16 protein-coding genes are annotated in these 17,144 nt (G+C 67.9%); 15 read left to right on the top strand and 1 reads right to left on the bottom strand.

Annotated features, from left to right (window positions below; all coding sequences use genetic code 11):
• Nucleotides 1-19 precede the first annotated feature (19 nt).
• From ACOCMH_RS26190 to crcB, 6 genes are all read left to right on the top strand, one after another.
• On the top strand, nucleotides 20-1,330 hold the full coding sequence (locus ACOCMH_RS26190) for a homoserine dehydrogenase (RefSeq protein ID WP_427309990.1): 1,311 nt from the start codon (nucleotides 20-22) through the stop codon (nucleotides 1,328-1,330).
• Nucleotides 1,331-1,351: 21 nt separating this feature from the next.
• Nucleotides 1,352-2,797 (top strand): threonine synthase, encoded by a 1,446-nt coding sequence (gene thrC / locus ACOCMH_RS26185; protein ID WP_427309989.1) that lies wholly within the window; start codon nucleotides 1,352-1,354, stop codon nucleotides 2,795-2,797.
• Nucleotides 2,798-2,972: 175 nt separating this feature from the next.
• Nucleotides 2,973-4,211, top strand: a complete 1,239-nt coding sequence (locus ACOCMH_RS26180; protein WP_427309987.1) for a molybdopterin molybdotransferase MoeA — start codon at nucleotides 2,973-2,975, stop codon at nucleotides 4,209-4,211.
• Nucleotides 4,212-4,247: 36 nt separating this feature from the next.
• Nucleotides 4,248-4,505 (top strand): molybdopterin converting factor subunit 1, encoded by a 258-nt coding sequence (moaD, locus tag ACOCMH_RS26175; protein ID WP_171516870.1) that lies wholly within the window; start codon nucleotides 4,248-4,250, stop codon nucleotides 4,503-4,505.
• A 1-nt stretch (nucleotide 4,506) separates the two neighbouring features.
• Nucleotides 4,507-5,010 (top strand): molybdopterin synthase catalytic subunit MoaE, encoded by a 504-nt coding sequence (moaE, locus tag ACOCMH_RS26170; protein ID WP_427309985.1) that lies wholly within the window; start codon nucleotides 4,507-4,509, stop codon nucleotides 5,008-5,010.
• Nucleotides 5,010-5,390, top strand: coding sequence for a fluoride efflux transporter CrcB (gene crcB / locus ACOCMH_RS26165; RefSeq protein WP_427309983.1), 381 nt, complete (start codon nucleotides 5,010-5,012; stop codon nucleotides 5,388-5,390). Before moaE ends, crcB begins: the two co-directional genes overlap by 1 nt.
• On the opposite strand, the gene ACOCMH_RS26160 is transcribed toward crcB, so the two are convergent.
• Nucleotides 5,372-6,247, bottom strand: a complete 876-nt coding sequence (locus ACOCMH_RS26160) for an alpha/beta fold hydrolase (protein WP_427309981.1) — start codon at nucleotides 6,245-6,247, stop codon at nucleotides 5,372-5,374. The two genes, crcB and ACOCMH_RS26160, sit on opposite strands and share 19 nt — an antisense overlap.
• Before the next feature lie 239 nt (nucleotides 6,248-6,486).
• On the opposite strand from ACOCMH_RS26160, the gene ACOCMH_RS26155 reads away from it, so the two are divergent.
• The 9 genes from ACOCMH_RS26155 to ACOCMH_RS26115 all read left to right on the top strand — a co-directional run bounded on the left by ACOCMH_RS26155 (nucleotide 6,487) and on the right by ACOCMH_RS26115 (nucleotide 16,963).
• A complete protein-coding gene (locus tag ACOCMH_RS26155; RefSeq protein ID WP_427309979.1) occupies nucleotides 6,487-7,134 on the top strand; it encodes a TetR/AcrR family transcriptional regulator in 648 nt (215 codons plus the stop codon).
• 109 nt (nucleotides 7,135-7,243) lie between these two features.
• The gene (locus ACOCMH_RS26150; protein WP_427309977.1) at nucleotides 7,244-8,431 is read left to right on the top strand and encodes a substrate-binding domain-containing protein; all 1,188 of its coding nucleotides are present in this window, start codon (nucleotides 7,244-7,246) and stop codon (nucleotides 8,429-8,431) included.
• A 92-nt stretch (nucleotides 8,432-8,523) separates the two neighbouring features.
• Nucleotides 8,524-9,285 (top strand): ABC transporter ATP-binding protein, encoded by a 762-nt coding sequence (locus ACOCMH_RS26145; RefSeq protein WP_427313371.1) that lies wholly within the window; start codon nucleotides 8,524-8,526, stop codon nucleotides 9,283-9,285.
• Complete coding sequence (locus ACOCMH_RS26140; protein WP_427309975.1) at nucleotides 9,278-10,018, top strand: ABC transporter ATP-binding protein; 741 nt, start codon at nucleotides 9,278-9,280, stop codon at nucleotides 10,016-10,018. The genes ACOCMH_RS26145 and ACOCMH_RS26140 overlap by 8 nt, the downstream gene beginning before the upstream one ends.
• Nucleotides 10,019-10,124: 106 nt before the next feature.
• Nucleotides 10,125-11,153 (top strand): branched-chain amino acid ABC transporter permease, encoded by a 1,029-nt coding sequence (locus ACOCMH_RS26135; protein ID WP_427309973.1) that lies wholly within the window; start codon nucleotides 10,125-10,127, stop codon nucleotides 11,151-11,153.
• A gap of 11 nt (nucleotides 11,154-11,164) precedes the next feature.
• Nucleotides 11,165-12,241 (top strand): branched-chain amino acid ABC transporter permease, encoded by a 1,077-nt coding sequence (locus ACOCMH_RS26130; RefSeq protein WP_427309971.1) that lies wholly within the window; start codon nucleotides 11,165-11,167, stop codon nucleotides 12,239-12,241.
• A gap of 14 nt (nucleotides 12,242-12,255) precedes the next feature.
• The gene (locus tag ACOCMH_RS26125) at nucleotides 12,256-13,809 is read left to right on the top strand and encodes an acyl-CoA synthetase (protein WP_427309969.1); all 1,554 of its coding nucleotides are present in this window, start codon (nucleotides 12,256-12,258) and stop codon (nucleotides 13,807-13,809) included.
• 128 nt (nucleotides 13,810-13,937) lie between these two features.
• Nucleotides 13,938-16,082 carry a D-(-)-3-hydroxybutyrate oligomer hydrolase gene (locus ACOCMH_RS26120; RefSeq protein WP_427309967.1) on the top strand — a complete coding sequence of 715 codons (2,145 nt, stop codon included), beginning with the start codon at nucleotides 13,938-13,940 and terminating at the stop codon, nucleotides 16,080-16,082.
• Nucleotides 16,082-16,963, top strand: coding sequence for a MaoC/PaaZ C-terminal domain-containing protein (locus ACOCMH_RS26115; RefSeq protein ID WP_427309965.1), 882 nt, complete (start codon nucleotides 16,082-16,084; stop codon nucleotides 16,961-16,963). The genes ACOCMH_RS26120 and ACOCMH_RS26115 overlap by 1 nt, the downstream gene beginning before the upstream one ends.
• The last annotated feature ends 181 nt before the right edge of the window (nucleotides 16,964-17,144 follow it).

Raw genomic sequence — 17,144 nt, 5'->3', positions numbered from 1 at the left:
GCAACTCAGAAGATTGTCCATGAACCCCATCAAAGTTGGCCTGCTCGGCATCGGTACCGTCGGTAGCGGCACGTTCAACGTGCTCAAGCGCAACCAGGAAGAAATTCGCCGCCGCGCCGGCCGCGGCATCGAGATTGCCGTGGTGGCCGATCTCAACACCGAACGCGCGCGCGAACTGACCAACGGGGAAGTGGAGATCGTCAGCGACGCCAACCAGGTGGTGACGCGCCCGGATATCGATATTGTCATCGAACTGATCGGCGGCTACGGCATCGCGCGCGAGCTGGTGCTCAAGGCGATCGAGAACGGCAAGCACGTGGTCACCGCCAACAAGGCGTTGCTGGCCGTGCACGGCAACGAGATCTTCGAAGCCGCGCGCAACAAGGGTGTGATCGTGGCCTTCGAAGCCGCGGTGGCCGGTGGCATCCCCATCATCAAGGCGCTGCGCGAAGGCCTGACCGCCAACCGCATCCAGTGGATCGCCGGCATCATCAACGGCACCACCAACTTCATCCTGTCCGAGATGCGCGACAAGGGCCTGGATTTCGACGCGGTCCTGAAGGAAGCGCAGCAGTTGGGCTACGCCGAGGCCGACCCGACCTTCGACATCGAAGGCGTCGATGCCGCGCACAAGGTCACGCTGATGAGCGCAATCGCGTTCGGCATGCCGGTGCAGTTCGACAAGGCCCACGTCGAAGGCATCACCAGGCTGTCGGCCACCGACATCAAGTATGCCGAGGAGCTGGGCTACCGCATCAAGCTGCTGGGCATCACCCGCCGCCGCGACGACGGCGTCGAGCTGCGCGTGCATCCGACGCTGGTGCCGGCCACGCGACTGATCGCCAATGTGGAAGGCGCCATGAACGCGGTGCTGGTGCAGGGCGATGCCGTCGGCGCCACGCTCTACTACGGCAAGGGCGCCGGCGCCGAGCCGACCGCCTCGGCGGTGATCGCCGACCTGGTCGACGTGACCCGCTTGCACACGGCCGACCCCGAGCACCGCGTGCCGCACCTGGCGTTCCAGCCGGACGAGCTGTCGAGCGTGCCGGTGTTGCCGATCGAAGAGATCAACAGCTCGTACTACCTGCGCATGCGCGTGGCCGACGAGACCGGCGTGCTGGCCGAGATCACGCGCATCCTGGCCGAGGGCGGCATCTCGATCGACGCCATGCTGCAAAAGGAATCGCGCGAAGGCGAGCCGCAGACCGACATCATCATCCTGACGCATATCACGCGCGAAAAGCATGTCAACGCGGCGATCGACAAGATCGAGGCGCTGCCCACCGTGCTGTCCGCCGTGACGCGCCTGCGCATGGAAGAACTGAACTAAGCGCCGGACCTGACGATTCCCATGAAATACCAGTCGACCCGCGGCCATGAAATGCCGCAATCGTTTTCCGAGATCCTGCTGGGCGGCCTGGCGCCGGACGGCGGCCTGTACCTGCCCGCGCAGTATCCGCAGGTCAGCGCCGTTGAGCTCGAAGCGTGGCGCAAGCTGTCGTATGCCGACCTGGCCTACGAGATCCTAAGCAAGTTCTGCGACGACATCCCGGCCGAGGACCTGCGCGCGCTGACGCGCAAGACCTATACGCCAGAGGTGTACTGCAACGCGCGCGCCGGCGACGAGACCGCCGACATCACGCCGCTGCGCACGCTGGGCGAAGAGGGCGGCACGAAGCTGCAACTGCTGGGCTTGTCCAACGGCCCGACACTGGCGTTCAAGGACATGGCGATGCAGCTGCTCGGCAACCTGTTCGAGTACGCGCTGGCGCGTGCCGGGCAGGAGCTGAACATCCTGGGCGCCACGTCCGGCGACACTGGCAGCGCCGCCGAATACGCGATGCGCGGCAAGCGCGGCATCCGCGTGTTCATGCTGAGCCCGCATCGCAAGATGAGCGCGTTCCAGACCGCGCAGATGTTCAGCCTGCAGGACCCGAACATCTTCAACATCGCCATTGAAGGCGTGTTCGACGACGCCCAGGATATCGTCAAGGCGGTCTCCAACGACCACGCTTTCAAGGCGCGCCAGAAGATCGGCACGGTCAATTCGATCAACTGGGCGCGCGTGGTGGCCCAGGTCGTGTATTACTTCAAGGGCTGGCTGCTGGCGACCGACGGCCCGGGCCAGAAGGTCTCGTTCTGCGTGCCATCGGGCAATTTCGGCAACGTCTGCGCCGGCCATATCGCGCGCATGATGGGCCTGCCGATCGACAAGCTGGTGGTCGCCACCAACGAGAACGACGTGCTCGACGAGTTCTTCCGCACCGGCGCCTACCGCGTGCGCAAGTCGGCCGAGACCTACCACACCTCCAGCCCGAGCATGGACATCTCCAAGGCGTCGAACTTCGAGCGCTTCGTGTTCGACCTGCTCGGCCAGGACGCCGGCAAGCTGGCCGCGCTGTTCCGCGACGTGGAAGAGCGCGGCGGCTTCGACCTGGCGGGCACGCCGGAATTCGACCGCATCCGCGCGTTCGGCTTCGTCTCGGGACGCAGCACCCACGAGGACCGGCTCGCAACCATCCGCGACCTGTCGTCGCGCTATGGCGTCACCATCGATACCCACACCGCCGACGGCATCAAGGTGGCGCGCGAGCATCTCAGCGCCGGCGTGCCGATGGTAGTGCTGGAAACCGCGCTGCCGGCCAAGTTTGCCGACACCATCCGCGAGGCGCTCGGCCATGAGCCGGAGCGTCCGGCGAAGTTCGAGGGCATCGAGAGCCTGCCGCAGCGCTTCGAGGTGATGCCGGCCGACGCCGCACAAGTGAAGGCCTATATCGCCCGCCACACCGGCCTGTAAGCGCGGCGGGGGCGCGGACGTGGCTGCGCGGCGCCGCCGCGTGCCGGGTCCGGGCCAACTCGCTACAATCAGGCTGCGGGCCCGAATTTCGGCCCCCGGATTGCCAGCCCCACTCAGCGGGTGCGGGCAATGCGCGGGCCGTTTTTCGTGGGCCAACTCTTTCCCACATCGCACCATGACCCAAGCCGCAGCACCTTCCCGCCCCCCGATGCTGACCATGGCCCAGGCGCTCGACGCGCTGCTTGGCGCCGCCCGTCCGCTGGCGCAGGCCGAGTCCATCGACACGCTTGAAGCCAATGGCCGAGTGCTGGCCGCGCCGGTGGCGAGCACGCTGCGCGTGCCGCCGGCCGACAATACCTCGATGGACGGCTACGCCCTGCGCGCCGCCGATGTGCCGGCCGTGGGCACGCGGCTGCGCGTGTCGCAACGGATTCCCGCCGGCCATGTCGGCACGGCGCTGGAACCCGGCACCGCCGCGCGCATCTTCACCGGCGGCCTGATCCCGCCCGGGGCCGACGCCGTGGTGATGCAGGAGCAATGCACGGCCGAGGGCGAGGACGTGATCGTCAACCACGCGCCGCAATCCGGCGAATGGGTGCGGCGCGCCGGCGAGGACATCGAGGCCGGCAGCGTGATCCTGCCGGCTGGCACGCGGCTGACGCCGCAGGCGCTGGGCCTGGCCGCGTCGGTGGGCCAGGCGAAGCTGGAGGTGGTGCGCCGCGTGCGCGTCGCGGTGTTTTTCACCGGCGACGAACTGGCCATGCCGGGCGAACCGCTCAAGCCGGGTGCCATCTATAACTCCAACCGCTTCACGCTGCGCGGCCTGCTGGAAAACCTGGGCTGCGAGGTCACCGACTTCGGCATCGTGCCCGATACGCTGGCCGCAACGCGCGAAACGCTGCGCCGCGCGGCGCAGGGGCATGACCTGATCATTACCTCGGGTGGCGTGTCGGTCGGCGAGGAAGACCATATCAAGCCCGCGGTCGAAGCCGAGGGCCGCCTCGACCTGTGGCAGATCGCGATCAAGCCGGGCAAGCCGCTGGCGTTCGGGCAGGTTGGCAGCGGCAGCGAGCCGGCGTTTTTCCTGGGCCTGCCGGGCAACCCGGTGTCCAGCTTCGTCACCTTCCTGCTGTTCGTGCGTCCCTTCATCCTGCGCCTGCAAGGCGTGGCCGACGTGGCGCCGCGCTGCCTGCCGTTGCGCGCGGATTTCGCGCTGAAAAAGGGCGACCGCCGCAACGAGTTCCTGCGTGCGCGCATTAACGACAATGGTGGGCTGGACCTGTTCCCCAACCAGAGCTCGGGCGTGCTCACTTCCACGGTATGGGGAGACGGCCTGATCGACAACCCGCCCAACCAGGCCATCGCGCCCGGCGACATCGTGCAATTCATTCCGTTTGACGGCCTGCTTGCCTAGCCGGCCCGCATCACCAGCAAGGACAGAGGCAGCGTCATGACCATCGAACTACGATTCTTCGCCAGCGTGCGCGAACAACTCGGCGTGGCCGAGGAGCGCGCCGAGGTGCCGGCCGAGGTGCGCACCGTGGGCGAACTGCGCCAGTGGCTGCGCCAGCGCGGCGGCGCGTGGGCCGAGACCCTGGCCGAAGGCCGCGCGCTGCGCATGGCCGTCGACCACGCGGTGGCGCGCCCCGATACGGCGATCGCCGATGGCTGCGAGGTGGCCTTCTTCCCGCCCGTTACCGGAGGCTGAGATGAGCGTCAGGGTGCAGCGCGAGGATTTCGACCTGGGCGCCGAGGTTGCGGCACTGCGCGCCGGCAATCCGCAAGTCGGCGCCGTGGCCAGCTTTATCGGCACCGTGCGCGATGTCAGCGAGGGCAGCGCCGTCAGCGCGATGGAGCTGGAACACTACCCGGGCATGACCGAAAAGGCGCTGGCGCAGATCGAAGCCGCGGCGTGCGCGCGCTGGGAACTGCTGGGCGTTACCGTCATCCATCGCGTCGGCCCGCTGCTGCCGCTGGACCAGATCGTGCTGGTCGCGGTCGCATCGAAGCATCGCGGCAATGCGTTCGCGGCTTGCGAATTCATCATGGACTACCTCAAGTCCGAAGCGCCGTTCTGGAAGAAGGAAGAAACGCCGGAGGGCGCGCGCTGGGTCGATGCGCGCGTGACCGATGAAGACGCGCTGAAGCGCTGGGGCATCGCGTCGATCAACGCCAGCGGTGAGGGCGGCGAGGGCGGCGAGGGCCAGCCCTGATGGGGGCGATGGGGTTTGTCGCCGTCGGTGTCGGCGCCGCGGCGGGGGCATGGCTGCGCTGGGGTCTGGCGGTGCTGTGGAATGCGATCAATCCCGCCTTGCCCTACGGCACGCTGGCCGCCAACCTGCTGGGCGGCTACCTGATCGGACTGGCGGTCGGCTTCTTCGACACGCATGCCGGCCTGCCGCCGGCATGGCGCCTGCTGGCCATCACCGGGTTCCTGGGTGGGCTGACCACGTTCTCGACGTTCTCGAGCGAGGTCGTGGCCAACCTGCTGGCCGGTGACTACGGCTGGGCGGCCATGCACTTGTTGCTGCACCTGGGCGGGTCCTTGCTGCTGACCGCGCTGGGGCTCTGGACCTATCGCATGCTGGCCTGATCTGCCTGCCGGATCAGGGCGAGCAGCGCGGCATTGAACGCTTCTGCCTGCTCCAGGTGCGGGCTATGCCCGGCTGCGGCCACTACGCTGAATCCGGCCGCGGGCTGCAAGGCCTGCGTGGCGACGCCCACCTGCGGCGCATACAGCCGGCTGGCCTCCCCATACAGATGGAAAAGCGGCAGCCGTGCCGCGCGCAGCGTCTCGCGGAAATCCTGTCGCGCCATGTCTTCCCACAAGCCGGCCAGCGCCGCCGCATCGCACTGCTGCGCCATGTGCGCAATGCGCTGTGTCGCTGCCGGCTCCGGGCGCCGGCCCGCTGCCCACAAGCCTGATGCCACCGAGGGCGCCAGCCGGGGCCAGTCAGCGCGGACGCGGTCCGCCATCTGCCGGGCCTGGGCCATGTCGTAATGGCCGTGCAGCCCATGCGGCCAGTCCGGGCCAGTAACCAGCCGAGGCGTCATGTCGATGCTGCCCACCGCCGCCAGCGGCAGTTGCGGCTGGTCGCGCAGTAGGGCCCAGGCCACCATCGCCCCCATCGACCAGCCCGCCACCACCACGTCAGCCACCCCGAGGTGCCGGACCAGCGCGGCCACGTCCTGTGCGAGCGCCGCGATGGTGGCGCTCGCGCGCTGCCGCGACAGGCCGTGCCCGGCATGATCCGGGGCGATCACGCGGAACCCGGCCGGCGCCAGCGCGCGCTGCCGGTCAAAGGCCTCGCCGTTGACCGACCAGCCATGCAGCAACAGCAAGGGCCGCCCCTGGCCGGTTTCGCGCCAGCCTGGCAGGGCGCCGCGCGCCGCATGGACCGTAAAGGGGGGCGCGGCGGGGCTGGCAAGTACCGGATCGGAAGCGTCCAACGGCGGGTCTCGGCTGGCAGGAGGGTAGAGAAAAAATGCCAAGGACGCGCCCGGGTGAGGGTGCCCCTCTATTGACATCCACCGGACTCAATTTATACGATGAAACATGAATCAGATATCAGGTTTTGCCTGATTGCCGGGCCGGGGGCGCAGCGCCGCAGCGGCGCGTGCTGTCCGCCCGAGCTACCGGCAGCGGTTGGCATTTCCATGACAAGGCGCGCAGCGCCACCGGAGACAAGATGTCCACCACCCAGACTGGCGACACCGGCGTAGCCGACGACGCCACCGGCCCGGCCGGCGGCATGGGCTCGCCCAAGACCGCGCGTGGGCAGAAGACACGCGAGGCACTGCTGCGCGCCGCCGAGAAGGTGTTCGGCGAAAAGGGCTACTACGCCGCGTCGATCTCCGAGATCACGCAGGAAGCCAAGGTGGCGATGGGCACCTTCTACCTGTACTTCAAGGACAAGGAAGACATCTTCCGCGCGCTGGTCGCGCACATGCTCGACCTGGTGCGTGCGCACCTGCGCAAGCACGTGGGCGCCGCGGAAACCCAGATGGAGGCCGAGCGCCTGGGCCTGAAGGCGTTTCTCTCTTTCGTTTCGCGCCACAAGAACCTGTACCGGATCGTGCTGGATTCGTACTCGGTGGACGAATCCATCTACAGCAGCTATTTCCAGGTGTTCGCCGAGCTCTACAGCCGGCGCCTGACCCGCGCAGAAGAGCAGGGCGAGATCGTGCCCGGCGATGCCGAGGTGCGCGCCTGGTGCCTGATCGGCATCAGCAATTTCCTGGGCATGCGCTATGCGCGCTGGAAGCGCCCGCCGTCGATGGAGAAGGTGGTCGACACCGCCTTCGACCTGATCGCGCACGGCCTGCAGCCGCGCTAGACGCGCGCGTGCAGTACCGGCCCGCATGCGCCGGCAACCGGCATGCCACGCTGTTGCAGCAGGTTTCAGCCTTACAAACAACAAACGAAACCGAACACAGGAGACCGCAATGCATCGCAACCCCCACGCCGTACGCACGCTGGTCATGGCCGCCGCGCTGCTCGGGCCCGGCGCCGCGCTGGCCAAGGACATTCGCATCGCGCACGTCTATGACAAGACCGGCGCGCTCGAGGCCTATGCCAAGCAGACCCAGACCGGCCTGATGATGGGCCTGGAATACGCCACCAACGGCACCATGACCGTCAACGGCAACAAGCTGGTGGTGCTCGAGAAAGACACCCAGGGCAAGCCCGACGTGGCCAAGGCGCAGCTGGCAGCGGCCTACAGCGATGACCTCGCCGACATTGCCGTGGGCCCGACCTCGTCCGGCACGGCGCTGGCGATGCTGCCGGTGGCCGAGGAATACAAGAAGGTGCTGCTGGTCGAGCCCGCCGTGGCCGACTCGATCACCGGCGACAAGTGGAACCGCTATATCTTCCGCACCGGGCGCAATTCATCGCAGGACGCGATCTCCAACGCGGTGGCGCTGGACAAGCCGGGCGTGACCATCGCCACCCTGGCGCAGGACTATGCCTTCGGCCGCGACGGCGTCAAGGCGTTCAAGGGCGCGCTGAAGCACGCAAAGATCGTGCATGAGGAATACCTGCCGACCAGCACCACGGACTTCACCGCCGGTGCGCAGCGGCTGTTCGATGCGCTCAAGGACAAGCCGGGCCGCAAGGTCATCTTCATCATCTGGGCGGGCGCCGGCAATCCGTTCAAGATTGCCGATCTCGATCCCAAGCGCTACGGCATCGAGATTGCCACCGGCGGCAACATCCTGCCGGCGATGGCCAGCTACAAGAATTTCCCGGGCATGGAAGGGGCCACGTATTACTACTTCGGCATCCCCAAGAACAAGGCCAACGAGTGGCTGGTGTCCAACCACTACAGCAAGTTCAAGGCGCCGCCCGACTTCTTCACCGCCGGCGGCATGAGCGCGGGCATCGCGCTGGTAGAGGCCCTGAAGAAAACCCATGGCGAAACCGGCACCGACAAGTTGATCGCGGCGATGGAAGGCATGTCGTTCGACACGCCCAAGGGCAAGATGACCTTCCGCAAGGAAGACCACCAGGCAATGCAGTCGATGTACCACTTCAAGATCAAGGTGGACCCCGCCTTCGCCTGGGGCGTGCCCGAGCTGGTGCGCGAGATCAAGCCCGAGGAAATGAACGTGCCCGTGCGCAACCACCGCTGATGGACACGCCAGCCTCCTTCGCCAGGGCTGCGCCGGCGCCGGCGCAGCCGCTGGGCCAGCCCGCGGGCGCGGCCGCCAGCGCTGCGCGGCCGCTGCTGGAAACCCGCGGGCTCACCATCCGCTTTGGCGGCCACGTGGCTGTCAACGCGGTGTCGTGCGCGTTCCGCCCGGGCGAGCTGACCTGCATCGTCGGGCCCAACGGCGCCGGCAAGACTACGTATTTCAATCTGATCTCGGGGCAGCTGCCGCCCACCGCCGGGCAGATCCTGCTCGATGGCGAGGACGTGACACCGCTGCCGGTGTCGCAGAAGACCCAGCGCGGCATCGGCCGCGCGTTCCAGCTGACCAGCCTGTTCCCGCAGCTGTCGGTGCTGGAGAACGTGCGGCTGGCAGTGCAGGCGCGACAGCAGCGCGGCATCGACCTGTTCTCGATGTGGTCGCGCCACCGCGATCTTCAGGCGCAGGCCATGGCCATCCTCGAGCGCGTCGCGCTGGCCGGCAAGCGGCACCTGACGGTGGCGTCGCTGCCGCATGGCGACCAGCGCAAGCTGGAGGTCGGCATCCTGCTCGCGCTGCAGCCGCGCGTGTTCATGTTCGACGAGCCGACCGCGGGCATGAGCGTCGACGAAGTGCCGGTGATCCTGGACCTGATCCGCGAGATCCGCCAGGACCGCAGCAAGACCGTGCTGCTGGTCGAACACAAGATGGACGTGGTGCGTTCGCTGGCCGACCGCATCATCGTGCTGCACAACGGCACGCTGGTGGCCGATGGCGACCCGGCCGAGGTGATCGCGTCGCCAGTGGTGCAGCAGGCTTACCTGGGCCTGCCCGAAGAGGAGGGCCGCCATGGCTGACATGACCACGGCGGAGCCGATCCTGCGCCTGCAGGGCGTGCAGACCCATATCGGCCCGTACCACATCCTGCATGGCGTGAGCTTCGCGGTGCCGCGCGGCGGCGTGACCATGCTGCTGGGGCGCAACGGCGCCGGCAAGACCACCACGCTGCGCACCATCATGGGCCTGTGGCAGGCCAGCGCCGGCACCGTCAGCTTCAACGGCGCCGATATCACGCGCCAGAGCACGCCGGCGATCGCGCAGGCCGGCATTGCCTACGTGCCGGAGAACATGAGCGTGTTTTCCGACCTGACCGTGGCCGAGAACATGCGCCTGGCCGCGCGCACCGGCGCCATCGACGAACGCCGGCTGGACTGGGTGTTCCGCATGTTTCCGGCACTGAAGACCTTCTGGCACCAGCGCGCCGGCGTATTGTCAGGCGGGCAGAAGCAGATGCTGTCAGTGGCGCGCGCCATCATCGAGCCGCGCCAGCTGCTGATCGTCGATGAGCCCACCAAGGGCCTGGCGCCGGCGATCATCCAGAACATGATCCAGGTGTTCCGGGAGCTGAAGCAGACCGAGGTGTCGATCCTGCTGGTGGAGCAGAACTTCCATATGGCGAAGTCGGTGGGCGATACGGTTGCGGTGATGGACGACGGGCGCACCGTGCATACCGGCGCGATGGCGGCACTGGCGCAGGATGAGGCGCTGCAGCAGCGGCTGCTGGGGTTGTCGCTGGCGGCGCACCAGTGATACTGAACCGATGGTTTGCTCCCCTCTCCCGCAAGCGGGAGAGGGAGCCAGCAATCAGTGATTGCAAGAACCGCACGCGGAAGAATATCCGCGCAGGACGAGACACATGACAACCTCTACAACCTTACCCCCGGCAGGCGCAGCGGCTGAGCTACCCAAGGTCCGCCTCGACTGGACCCCGCTGGCGCTCGCCCCTTTGCTGATGCTGCTTGCCTTCCCCCTGGTCGGCAGTCCCTCCACCTGGCTGACGCTGACCATCGCCGGCCTGGCGATGGGCATGATCATCTTCGTGGTGTCGTCCGGCCTGACGCTGGTGTTCGGCCTGATGGACGTGCTCAACTTCGGCCACGGCGCTTTCATCGCGCTGGGCGCCTATGTCGCGGCGTCGGTGCTGCTGCCGCTGGCCGGCTGGGTCGAGGCCGACAGCCTGGCGCTGAACCTGTCCGTCTTTGCCCTGGCGATTGCCGCAGCAATGGTCGCGGCCGGCGCAGTGGGGCTTTTCTTCGAGCGCGTGGTGGTGCGTCCGGTCTACGGCCAGCACCTGAAGCAGATCCTGATCACCATGGGCGGCATGATCGTGGCCGAGCAGCTGATCAAGGCCATCTGGGCCCCGGAAACCATCGCGCTGCAGGTGCCCACCACCTTCCGCGGCGCGGTCCTGCTCGGCGACGCAGCGATCGAAAAATACCGGCTGATCGCGATGGCGCTGGGTCTGGTGATTTTCATCGCCATGCTGCTGCTGCTCAACCGCACCCGCATCGGCCTGCTCATCCGCGCCGGCGTGGAAAACCGCGAGATGGTCGAGGCGCTGGGATACCGGGTGCGGCGCCTGTTTATCGGCGTGTTCGTCGCGGGCGCGGCGCTGGCCGGGCTGGGCGGGGTGCTGTGGGGGCTGTACCAGCAGAACATCACGGCGGCGATCGGCGCGCAGGTCAATGTGCTGATCTTCATCGTGATCATCATCGGCGGGCTGGGCTCGACCACGGGCTGTTTCGTCGGCGCGCTGCTGGTGGGGCTGATGGCCAACTACACCGGCTTCCTGTTCCCCAAGGTGGCGCTGTTCTCCAACATCCTGCTGATGATGCTGATCCTGCTGTGGCGCCCGCAAGGGCTGTTCCCGGTGGCGCGGCGCTGAGGGCAACGACCATGATCCGACTTCTCTCCGGCGACCTGCCGCGCAGCCGCGTACTGGCGGCGATCCTGCTGCTGATCCTGGTGGCACTGGCGTGCGCGCCGTTTGCGTTCCCCGGCGCGCGCGCGCTGAACATGGCGGCCAAGATCTGCATCTTCGTGGTGCTGGTGGCCAGCTATGACCTGCTGCTGGGCTATACCGGCATCGTCTCGTTTGCCCACACCATGTTCTTCGGCATCGGCGGCTATGGCGTGGCCATCGCCATGTCGCGCATGGAGCCGGGATGGGGCGCGTTGCTGGCAGGCACCGCCGGCGCGCTGGCGGTGTCGGCGCTGCTGGCCTTCCTGATTGGGCTGTTCTCGCTGCGGGTGCGGGCGATCTTCTTTGCCATGATCACGCTGGCAGTGGCCACCGCCTTTGCCACGCTGGTGTCGCAGCTGTCGGAATGGACCGGCGGCGAGGACGGCCTGACCTTCAAGGTGCCCGAGGTGCTGCGTCCCGGCTTCACGCTGGGCGACACCGAATGGCTGGGCGTGCCGCTGAGCGGCAAGCTGGTCAGCTACTACCTGGTGTTCGCCGGCGCGCTGGTGCTGTTCCTGGCGTTGCTGCGCATCGTCAACTCGCCGTTCGGCCGGGTGCTGCAGGCGATTCGCGAGAACGACTTCCGCGCCGAGGCCATCGGCTACCGCACCGTGGTGTACCGCACGGTGTCGACGGTGCTGTCGGCCATGTTCGCCACGCTGGCAGGCGTGCTGATGGCGGTCTGGCTGCGCTACAACGGACCCGACACCTCGCTGTCGTTCGAGATCATGGTCGACATCCTGCTGATCGTGGTGATCGGCGGCATGGGCACGCTCTACGGCGCCGTGATTGGCACCGTGCTGTTCCTGGTAGCGCAGACCTACCTGCAGGACCTGATGAAGCTGGCCAGCGACGGCACCGCCGCGCTGCCGCTGCTGTCGTCGCTGCTGCACCCGGACCGCTGGCTGCTGTGGCTGGGCCTGCTTTTTGTGCTGAGCGTCTATTATTTCCCACAGGGCGTGGTGGGACGGCTGCGCGGCACCGGGCCCGTGCAGGATATCGCGAGCTGAGCGGAGGCTGGCCCATGTACGTCATCGACTGGCTGCACCGGAACGCGCAGCACTTCCCCGACAAGGTCGCGCTGGTGGACGTGGAGAGCGGCCGCCACGTGACCTATCGCCATGTCGATGAACATGCCAGCCGCTTTGCCGAATACCTGCGCGACCATCTGCGCCTGGCGCCGGGCACGCGCGTGGCGTTGCTGGCGCACAACAGTTCGGACTATTTCGAGATGCTGTACGGCTGCGCCAAGGCCGGCATGGTGATGGTGTGCCTGAACTGGCGCCTGCCCGCGGCCGAACTGCTGCCGATCCTGCAGGACTGCACGCCTGAAGTGCTGGTGGCCGGCGACGGCTTCCTGGGCGTGGCGGCGGAACTGGCCCGCGCCATACCGTTGCGCGCGGTGCTGCACCTGGCCGATGACGAAGCCGCCGACGTGCCCGGCGGCTGGACCGAATACGAGGCCGTGCTGGATGCCGCATCGGGGCGCATCATCGAGATGCCGTGCCGCGACGAGAGCGAAATCTGGCACCTGCTGTACACCTCAGGCACCACTGGCAAGCCCAAGGGCGTGATCCAGACCTATGGCATGGTGTTCTTCAACGCCGTCAATGCGATGCTGGCCAACCAGATCACGCGCGACGACGTATTTCTCAACGTGCTGCCGTTCTTCCATACCGGCGGCCTGAACCTGTACGCCAATCCGGTGCTGCACGCCGGCGGCACGGTGCACATCATGCGGCAGTTCGAGCCGCAGGCCGTGCTGGCCCGGCTTGATCGCAGCAGCGGCGAGGGCATCACCATGTTCTTCGCGGTGCCGGCGGTGTACCTGTTCCTGAGCCAGCACCCGCGCTTTGCACAGGCTGACTTGTCCGGCGTGCGCACGATGGGGGCGGGCGGCTCGCCGGTGCCGCGGCCATTGCTGCAAGCCTACCTGGACAAGGGCGTGACCATCCGCTTCGGCTTCGGCATGACCGAGACCGGTCCCACGGTCTTCCTTTGCGACGAGGACACGGCGCGCCGCAAGATCGGCAGCATCGGCAAGCCGGTGGGGTCGATGCTGACCCGCATCGTTGATCCGCTGGGCGCCGACGTGGGCCCCGGCGAGCGCGGCGAGCTGCTGATCAAGGGGCCGGGCGTGACGCCGGGCTACTGGAACCTGCCCGAGGCCACCGCGCAGGCGCTGCGCGACGGCTGGCTGCATTCCGGCGACATCGCCTATTGCGACGAAGACGGCGACTACTACATCGTCGACCGCGCCAAGGACATGTTTATCTCGGGCGGGGAAAACGTCTATCCGGCCGAGGTCGAGAACGTGCTGTTCCAGTTGCCGGCGGTGGCCGAGGCCGCGGTGATCGGCACGCCCGACCCGCGCTGGGGCGAGGTCGGCATGGCGTTGGTGGTGTTGCGGCCGGGGGCCGTGCTGGACGCCGATGCCGTGGTCGCACACTGCAAGGCACACCTTGCCGGCTACAAGGTGCCGCGCCAGGTGCGATTTCTCGAAGCGCTGCCGCGCACGCCGTCCGGCAAGGTGGAAAAGCACAAGCTGCGTGCCGCCTTCACCGGCAACGGTGGCTGAGGCGCGCGGCGGTCAGCACGTTTTGCCGGGGTTCCCGAGGTTCGCAGTGGCAGTTTCCGCAGTCTCCGCAGTCTTCCATTGACGTATGTCTCGACAGCCCCGGCACGGGGCGACAGAAGGAGGTTGACATGCAATCCACGCAGCATTCGCCGCGGTGGCACCGCGGCCTCAGGCTCACAGCACTGGCGGCGACCGCATCGCTGCTGGCCGCATGCGGATCGAGCGACGACAACAACGGCAACGGCGGCAACCCCAATACCAAGCCCGCCTATATCGGCACGGTCGCCATCAACAGCTATGACGGCGCCACCGACGACCTGCTCACCGCCGGGCTCGGCAAAGACGGCCTGGCCAGCAGCACGGCACCGCTGCCGCTCAACCCCACCGCGCCGACCGCGGCCGAACTGCGGCGCTATGCGATCTATACCAACTATCGCGCCATTGTCGACACCAGCGCCGGCGGCGGCTATGGCTCGCTCTATGGACCCAACGTCGATGCGCAGGGCAATGTCACGGCGTCCGAGGGCAAGGTCGCGGGCGTGGAGTACGTGGCGTATTCGGACGACGGCTCTGGCCAGCAGAACGTGACCATGCTGGTGCAGATACCGGCCACCTTCAATACCGCCAAACCGTGCCTGATCACTGCGACATCGTCCGGCTCGCGTGGGGTCTATGGCGCCATCGGCACCGGCGAGTGGGGCCTGAAGCGCGGCTGCGCGGTGGCCTATACCGACAAGGGCACCGGCGCCGCGCCGCATGACCTCGATACCGACACGGTGCCGCTGATAGACGGCACCCGCACCACGCTCGCGGCCGCCGGCAAGAACGCGCACTTTGCAGCGCCCGCCGGCGCCACGTCGCTGGCGGATTTCACTGCCGCCAATCCGCACCGGCTCGCGTTCAAGCACGCGCATTCGCAGCGCAACCCGGAGAAGGACTGGGGCAAGTTCACGCTGCAGGCGGTGGAGTTTGCGCTGTGGGCCATCAATGACCGCTTCGGCGCCGTATCGGCTAACGGCACGCGCCAGCGCACGCTGGACCAGGACAAGGTGCTGGTGATCGCCTCCAGCGTGTCCAACGGCGGCGGCGCCGCCGTGGCGGCGGCCGAGCAGGATGCCGGCGGGCTGATCGACGGCGTGGCGGTGGCCGAGCCCAACCTGAACATGCCGCCCAATACCGGCATCGTGGTGCGGCGCGGCGCCGCGCAGGTAGCCGCCTCGGGCCGTACGCTGTACGACTACACCACCACCGCTAACCTGCTGCAGCACTGCGCCGGACGCGCCATCGCGCTGACGCAGGCGCCGTTCTACACCAACCCCAACATGGCGCCGTTCTTTGCCGCGCGTTGCCAGACGCTGGCCGAAAAGGGGCTGGTCAGCGGCGCGACGACGGACGAGCAGAGCGCCAGCGCGCTGCAGGCGCTGCATGCGGCAGGCTGGGAAGCGGAATCGGACGACCTGCATCCGTCGCTGGCCGCGTTCGACGTGGCCGCAGCGATCGCGGTCACCTATGCCAACGCCTATGCCCAGGCCAGCGTGACCGACCGGCTGTGCGGCTACAGCTTTGCCGCCACGCTGACCGACCTGAAACCCGCGCCGATCGCCCCCGCCGCGCTGGCGTCGATGTATGCGACTGGCAACGGCATTCCGCCACAGGCGCCGGTGCAACTGATCAATGACCGCGATCCGCAGCATGGACCGTACCTGAACCTGCCGTCGGTATCGGCCTCGACCCTGCGCGCCGACGTCAACTACGACGGCGCCAACTGCCTGCGCAGCCTGCTCAGCGGCTCGGACGCGGTCGCGCGCGCGTTGCAGGCGGGCCAGGCGCTGACGCTGCGCAACGGCAACCTGCGCGGCAAGCCGGCGGTGATCGTGCACGGGCGCAGCGACGGGCTGCTGCCGGTCAACCATACCTCGCGCCCTTACCTGGGGCTGAACCGCCAGCAGGAAGGCGTGACCAGCAAGCTGTCATACGTCGAGGTCGAGAACGCCCAGCATTTCGATGCCTTCATCGGCCTCGTGCCCGGCTACAGCAACCGCTATGTGCCGCTGCACGTGTACCTGAACCGGGCCCTGGACGCGGTCTACGACAACCTCAGCACTGGCAAGGCGCTGCCGCCGTCGCAAGTGGTGCGGACCACGCCGCGGGGCGGCACCCTCAACACGCCGGCGCCGGCGCTGCTGCCGTCCAACGTGCCGCCGTTCGCCGCCGCTCCGGCGGCCGGCAACGCCATCACCGTCAACGCCAATACCGTACAGGTGCCCGACTGATGCAGGATGACTCGCCGCGCGTGCTGTCGCAGCGCGATTTCGACCGCTTCGCCGCGCTGTCGCGCGACGATAACCCGATCCACTGCGATCCGGCCTTCGCCCGTGGCACGCATTTCGGTGCCACGGTGGCGCACGGCATGTTCCTGTTCTCGCTGCTGTGCGCGCATAGCGCGCGGCAACTGCCGGGGCCGGCATTGCCGGTCGCGCAGTCGCTGATGTTCCCGGCGCCGGCGTTCGTTGGCGATGCGGTGCAGTTTGCCGTGTCTGCGCAGCCGGCGCCCGCAGGGCTGGCTGCCTATGCCACCACGGTGAGCAGTGCGGCCGGGCCCGGCCAGGGGCCGCGGGCGACGGCCATCGGCGAGGCGCGCTGGCTGGTGGAAGCGAGTCCCGCCGCACTGGCCAGCCAGCCGGCCGGACCGGACCCGGCCGTGCATGACGGCGACACCGCCCTGTACGGGCTGCGTCCGGGCCAGCAGGCGGCTGCGGCGCGGGCCTTCACGGTGGCGGACCTGGACGAGTACATCGCGCTCACCGGCGATGCCAACCCTTTCCACGCCGATGCGGGCTTCGCCCGCGCGCGGGGCTTCGCCGGGCCGGTGGTGCCGCTGCCATTGCTGGCCGGGATGTTTTCGGACCTGCTTGGCACCCGGCTGCCCGGCCGTGGCACGGGCTGGATGAAGCAGTCGCTGCGGCTGGCCGCGCCGGCGCGGCCGGATGAGCCGCTGACGGCGCGCGTGCGGATCGTGCGGCTGCGGGCCGACAAGGATCTGGTCAACCTGACCAGCGTGGTTACCGGCGCGGATGGCCGGGTGGTGGTGCACGGTGAATCGCTGGTCCTGGTGCGCAACCTGGCCGACAAGCGCGCGGATCGCGCCGCGTAGCCACACGCGTACCGCGAGGATCACATGCGGCCACGCGCGCGGGCGGCCGCGGCCCGATGCCGCGCCGGCGCGATTACGCCAGGAATGCGGCCTTGAAATGTCACGGCAAAGCCTTATCTTTCGGTATGACATCGAGTGTCCGGCAGGGCATACGGACGCTGCGGCAACATCGCTGCGGCCA

Source organism: Cupriavidus sp. H39 (genome assembly GCF_050271075.1).
Taxonomy (GTDB): domain Bacteria; phylum Pseudomonadota; class Gammaproteobacteria; order Burkholderiales; family Burkholderiaceae; genus Cupriavidus; species Cupriavidus necator_B.
The sequence above is the reverse complement of the archived record's forward strand: the minus strand, read 5'-3'. Positions and strand labels throughout refer to the sequence as shown.

What these genes read in the sequence shown, in the direction of transcription:
- ACOCMH_RS26190 (WP_427309990.1), top strand. Translation starts at nt 20, where the DNA reads ATGAACCCCATCAAAGTTGGCCTGCTCGGCATCGGTACCGTCGGTAGC.
- thrC (WP_427309989.1), top strand. Translation starts at nt 1,352, where the DNA reads ATGAAATACCAGTCGACCCGCGGCCATGAAATGCCGCAATCGTTTTCC.
- ACOCMH_RS26180 (WP_427309987.1), top strand. Translation starts at nt 2,973, where the DNA reads ATGACCCAAGCCGCAGCACCTTCCCGCCCCCCGATGCTGACCATGGCC.
- moaD (WP_171516870.1), top strand. Translation starts at nt 4,248, where the DNA reads ATGACCATCGAACTACGATTCTTCGCCAGCGTGCGCGAACAACTCGGC.
- moaE (WP_427309985.1), top strand. Translation starts at nt 4,507, where the DNA reads ATGAGCGTCAGGGTGCAGCGCGAGGATTTCGACCTGGGCGCCGAGGTT.
- crcB (WP_427309983.1), top strand. Translation starts at nt 5,010, where the DNA reads ATGGGGGCGATGGGGTTTGTCGCCGTCGGTGTCGGCGCCGCGGCGGGG.
- ACOCMH_RS26155 (WP_427309979.1), top strand. Translation starts at nt 6,487, where the DNA reads ATGTCCACCACCCAGACTGGCGACACCGGCGTAGCCGACGACGCCACC.
- ACOCMH_RS26150 (WP_427309977.1), top strand. Translation starts at nt 7,244, where the DNA reads ATGCATCGCAACCCCCACGCCGTACGCACGCTGGTCATGGCCGCCGCG.
- ACOCMH_RS26140 (WP_427309975.1), top strand. Translation starts at nt 9,278, where the DNA reads ATGGCTGACATGACCACGGCGGAGCCGATCCTGCGCCTGCAGGGCGTG.
- ACOCMH_RS26135 (WP_427309973.1), top strand. Translation starts at nt 10,125, where the DNA reads ATGACAACCTCTACAACCTTACCCCCGGCAGGCGCAGCGGCTGAGCTA.
- ACOCMH_RS26130 (WP_427309971.1), top strand. Translation starts at nt 11,165, where the DNA reads ATGATCCGACTTCTCTCCGGCGACCTGCCGCGCAGCCGCGTACTGGCG.
- ACOCMH_RS26125 (WP_427309969.1), top strand. Translation starts at nt 12,256, where the DNA reads ATGTACGTCATCGACTGGCTGCACCGGAACGCGCAGCACTTCCCCGAC.
- ACOCMH_RS26120 (WP_427309967.1), top strand. Translation starts at nt 13,938, where the DNA reads ATGCAATCCACGCAGCATTCGCCGCGGTGGCACCGCGGCCTCAGGCTC.
- ACOCMH_RS26115 (WP_427309965.1), top strand. Translation starts at nt 16,082, where the DNA reads ATGCAGGATGACTCGCCGCGCGTGCTGTCGCAGCGCGATTTCGACCGC.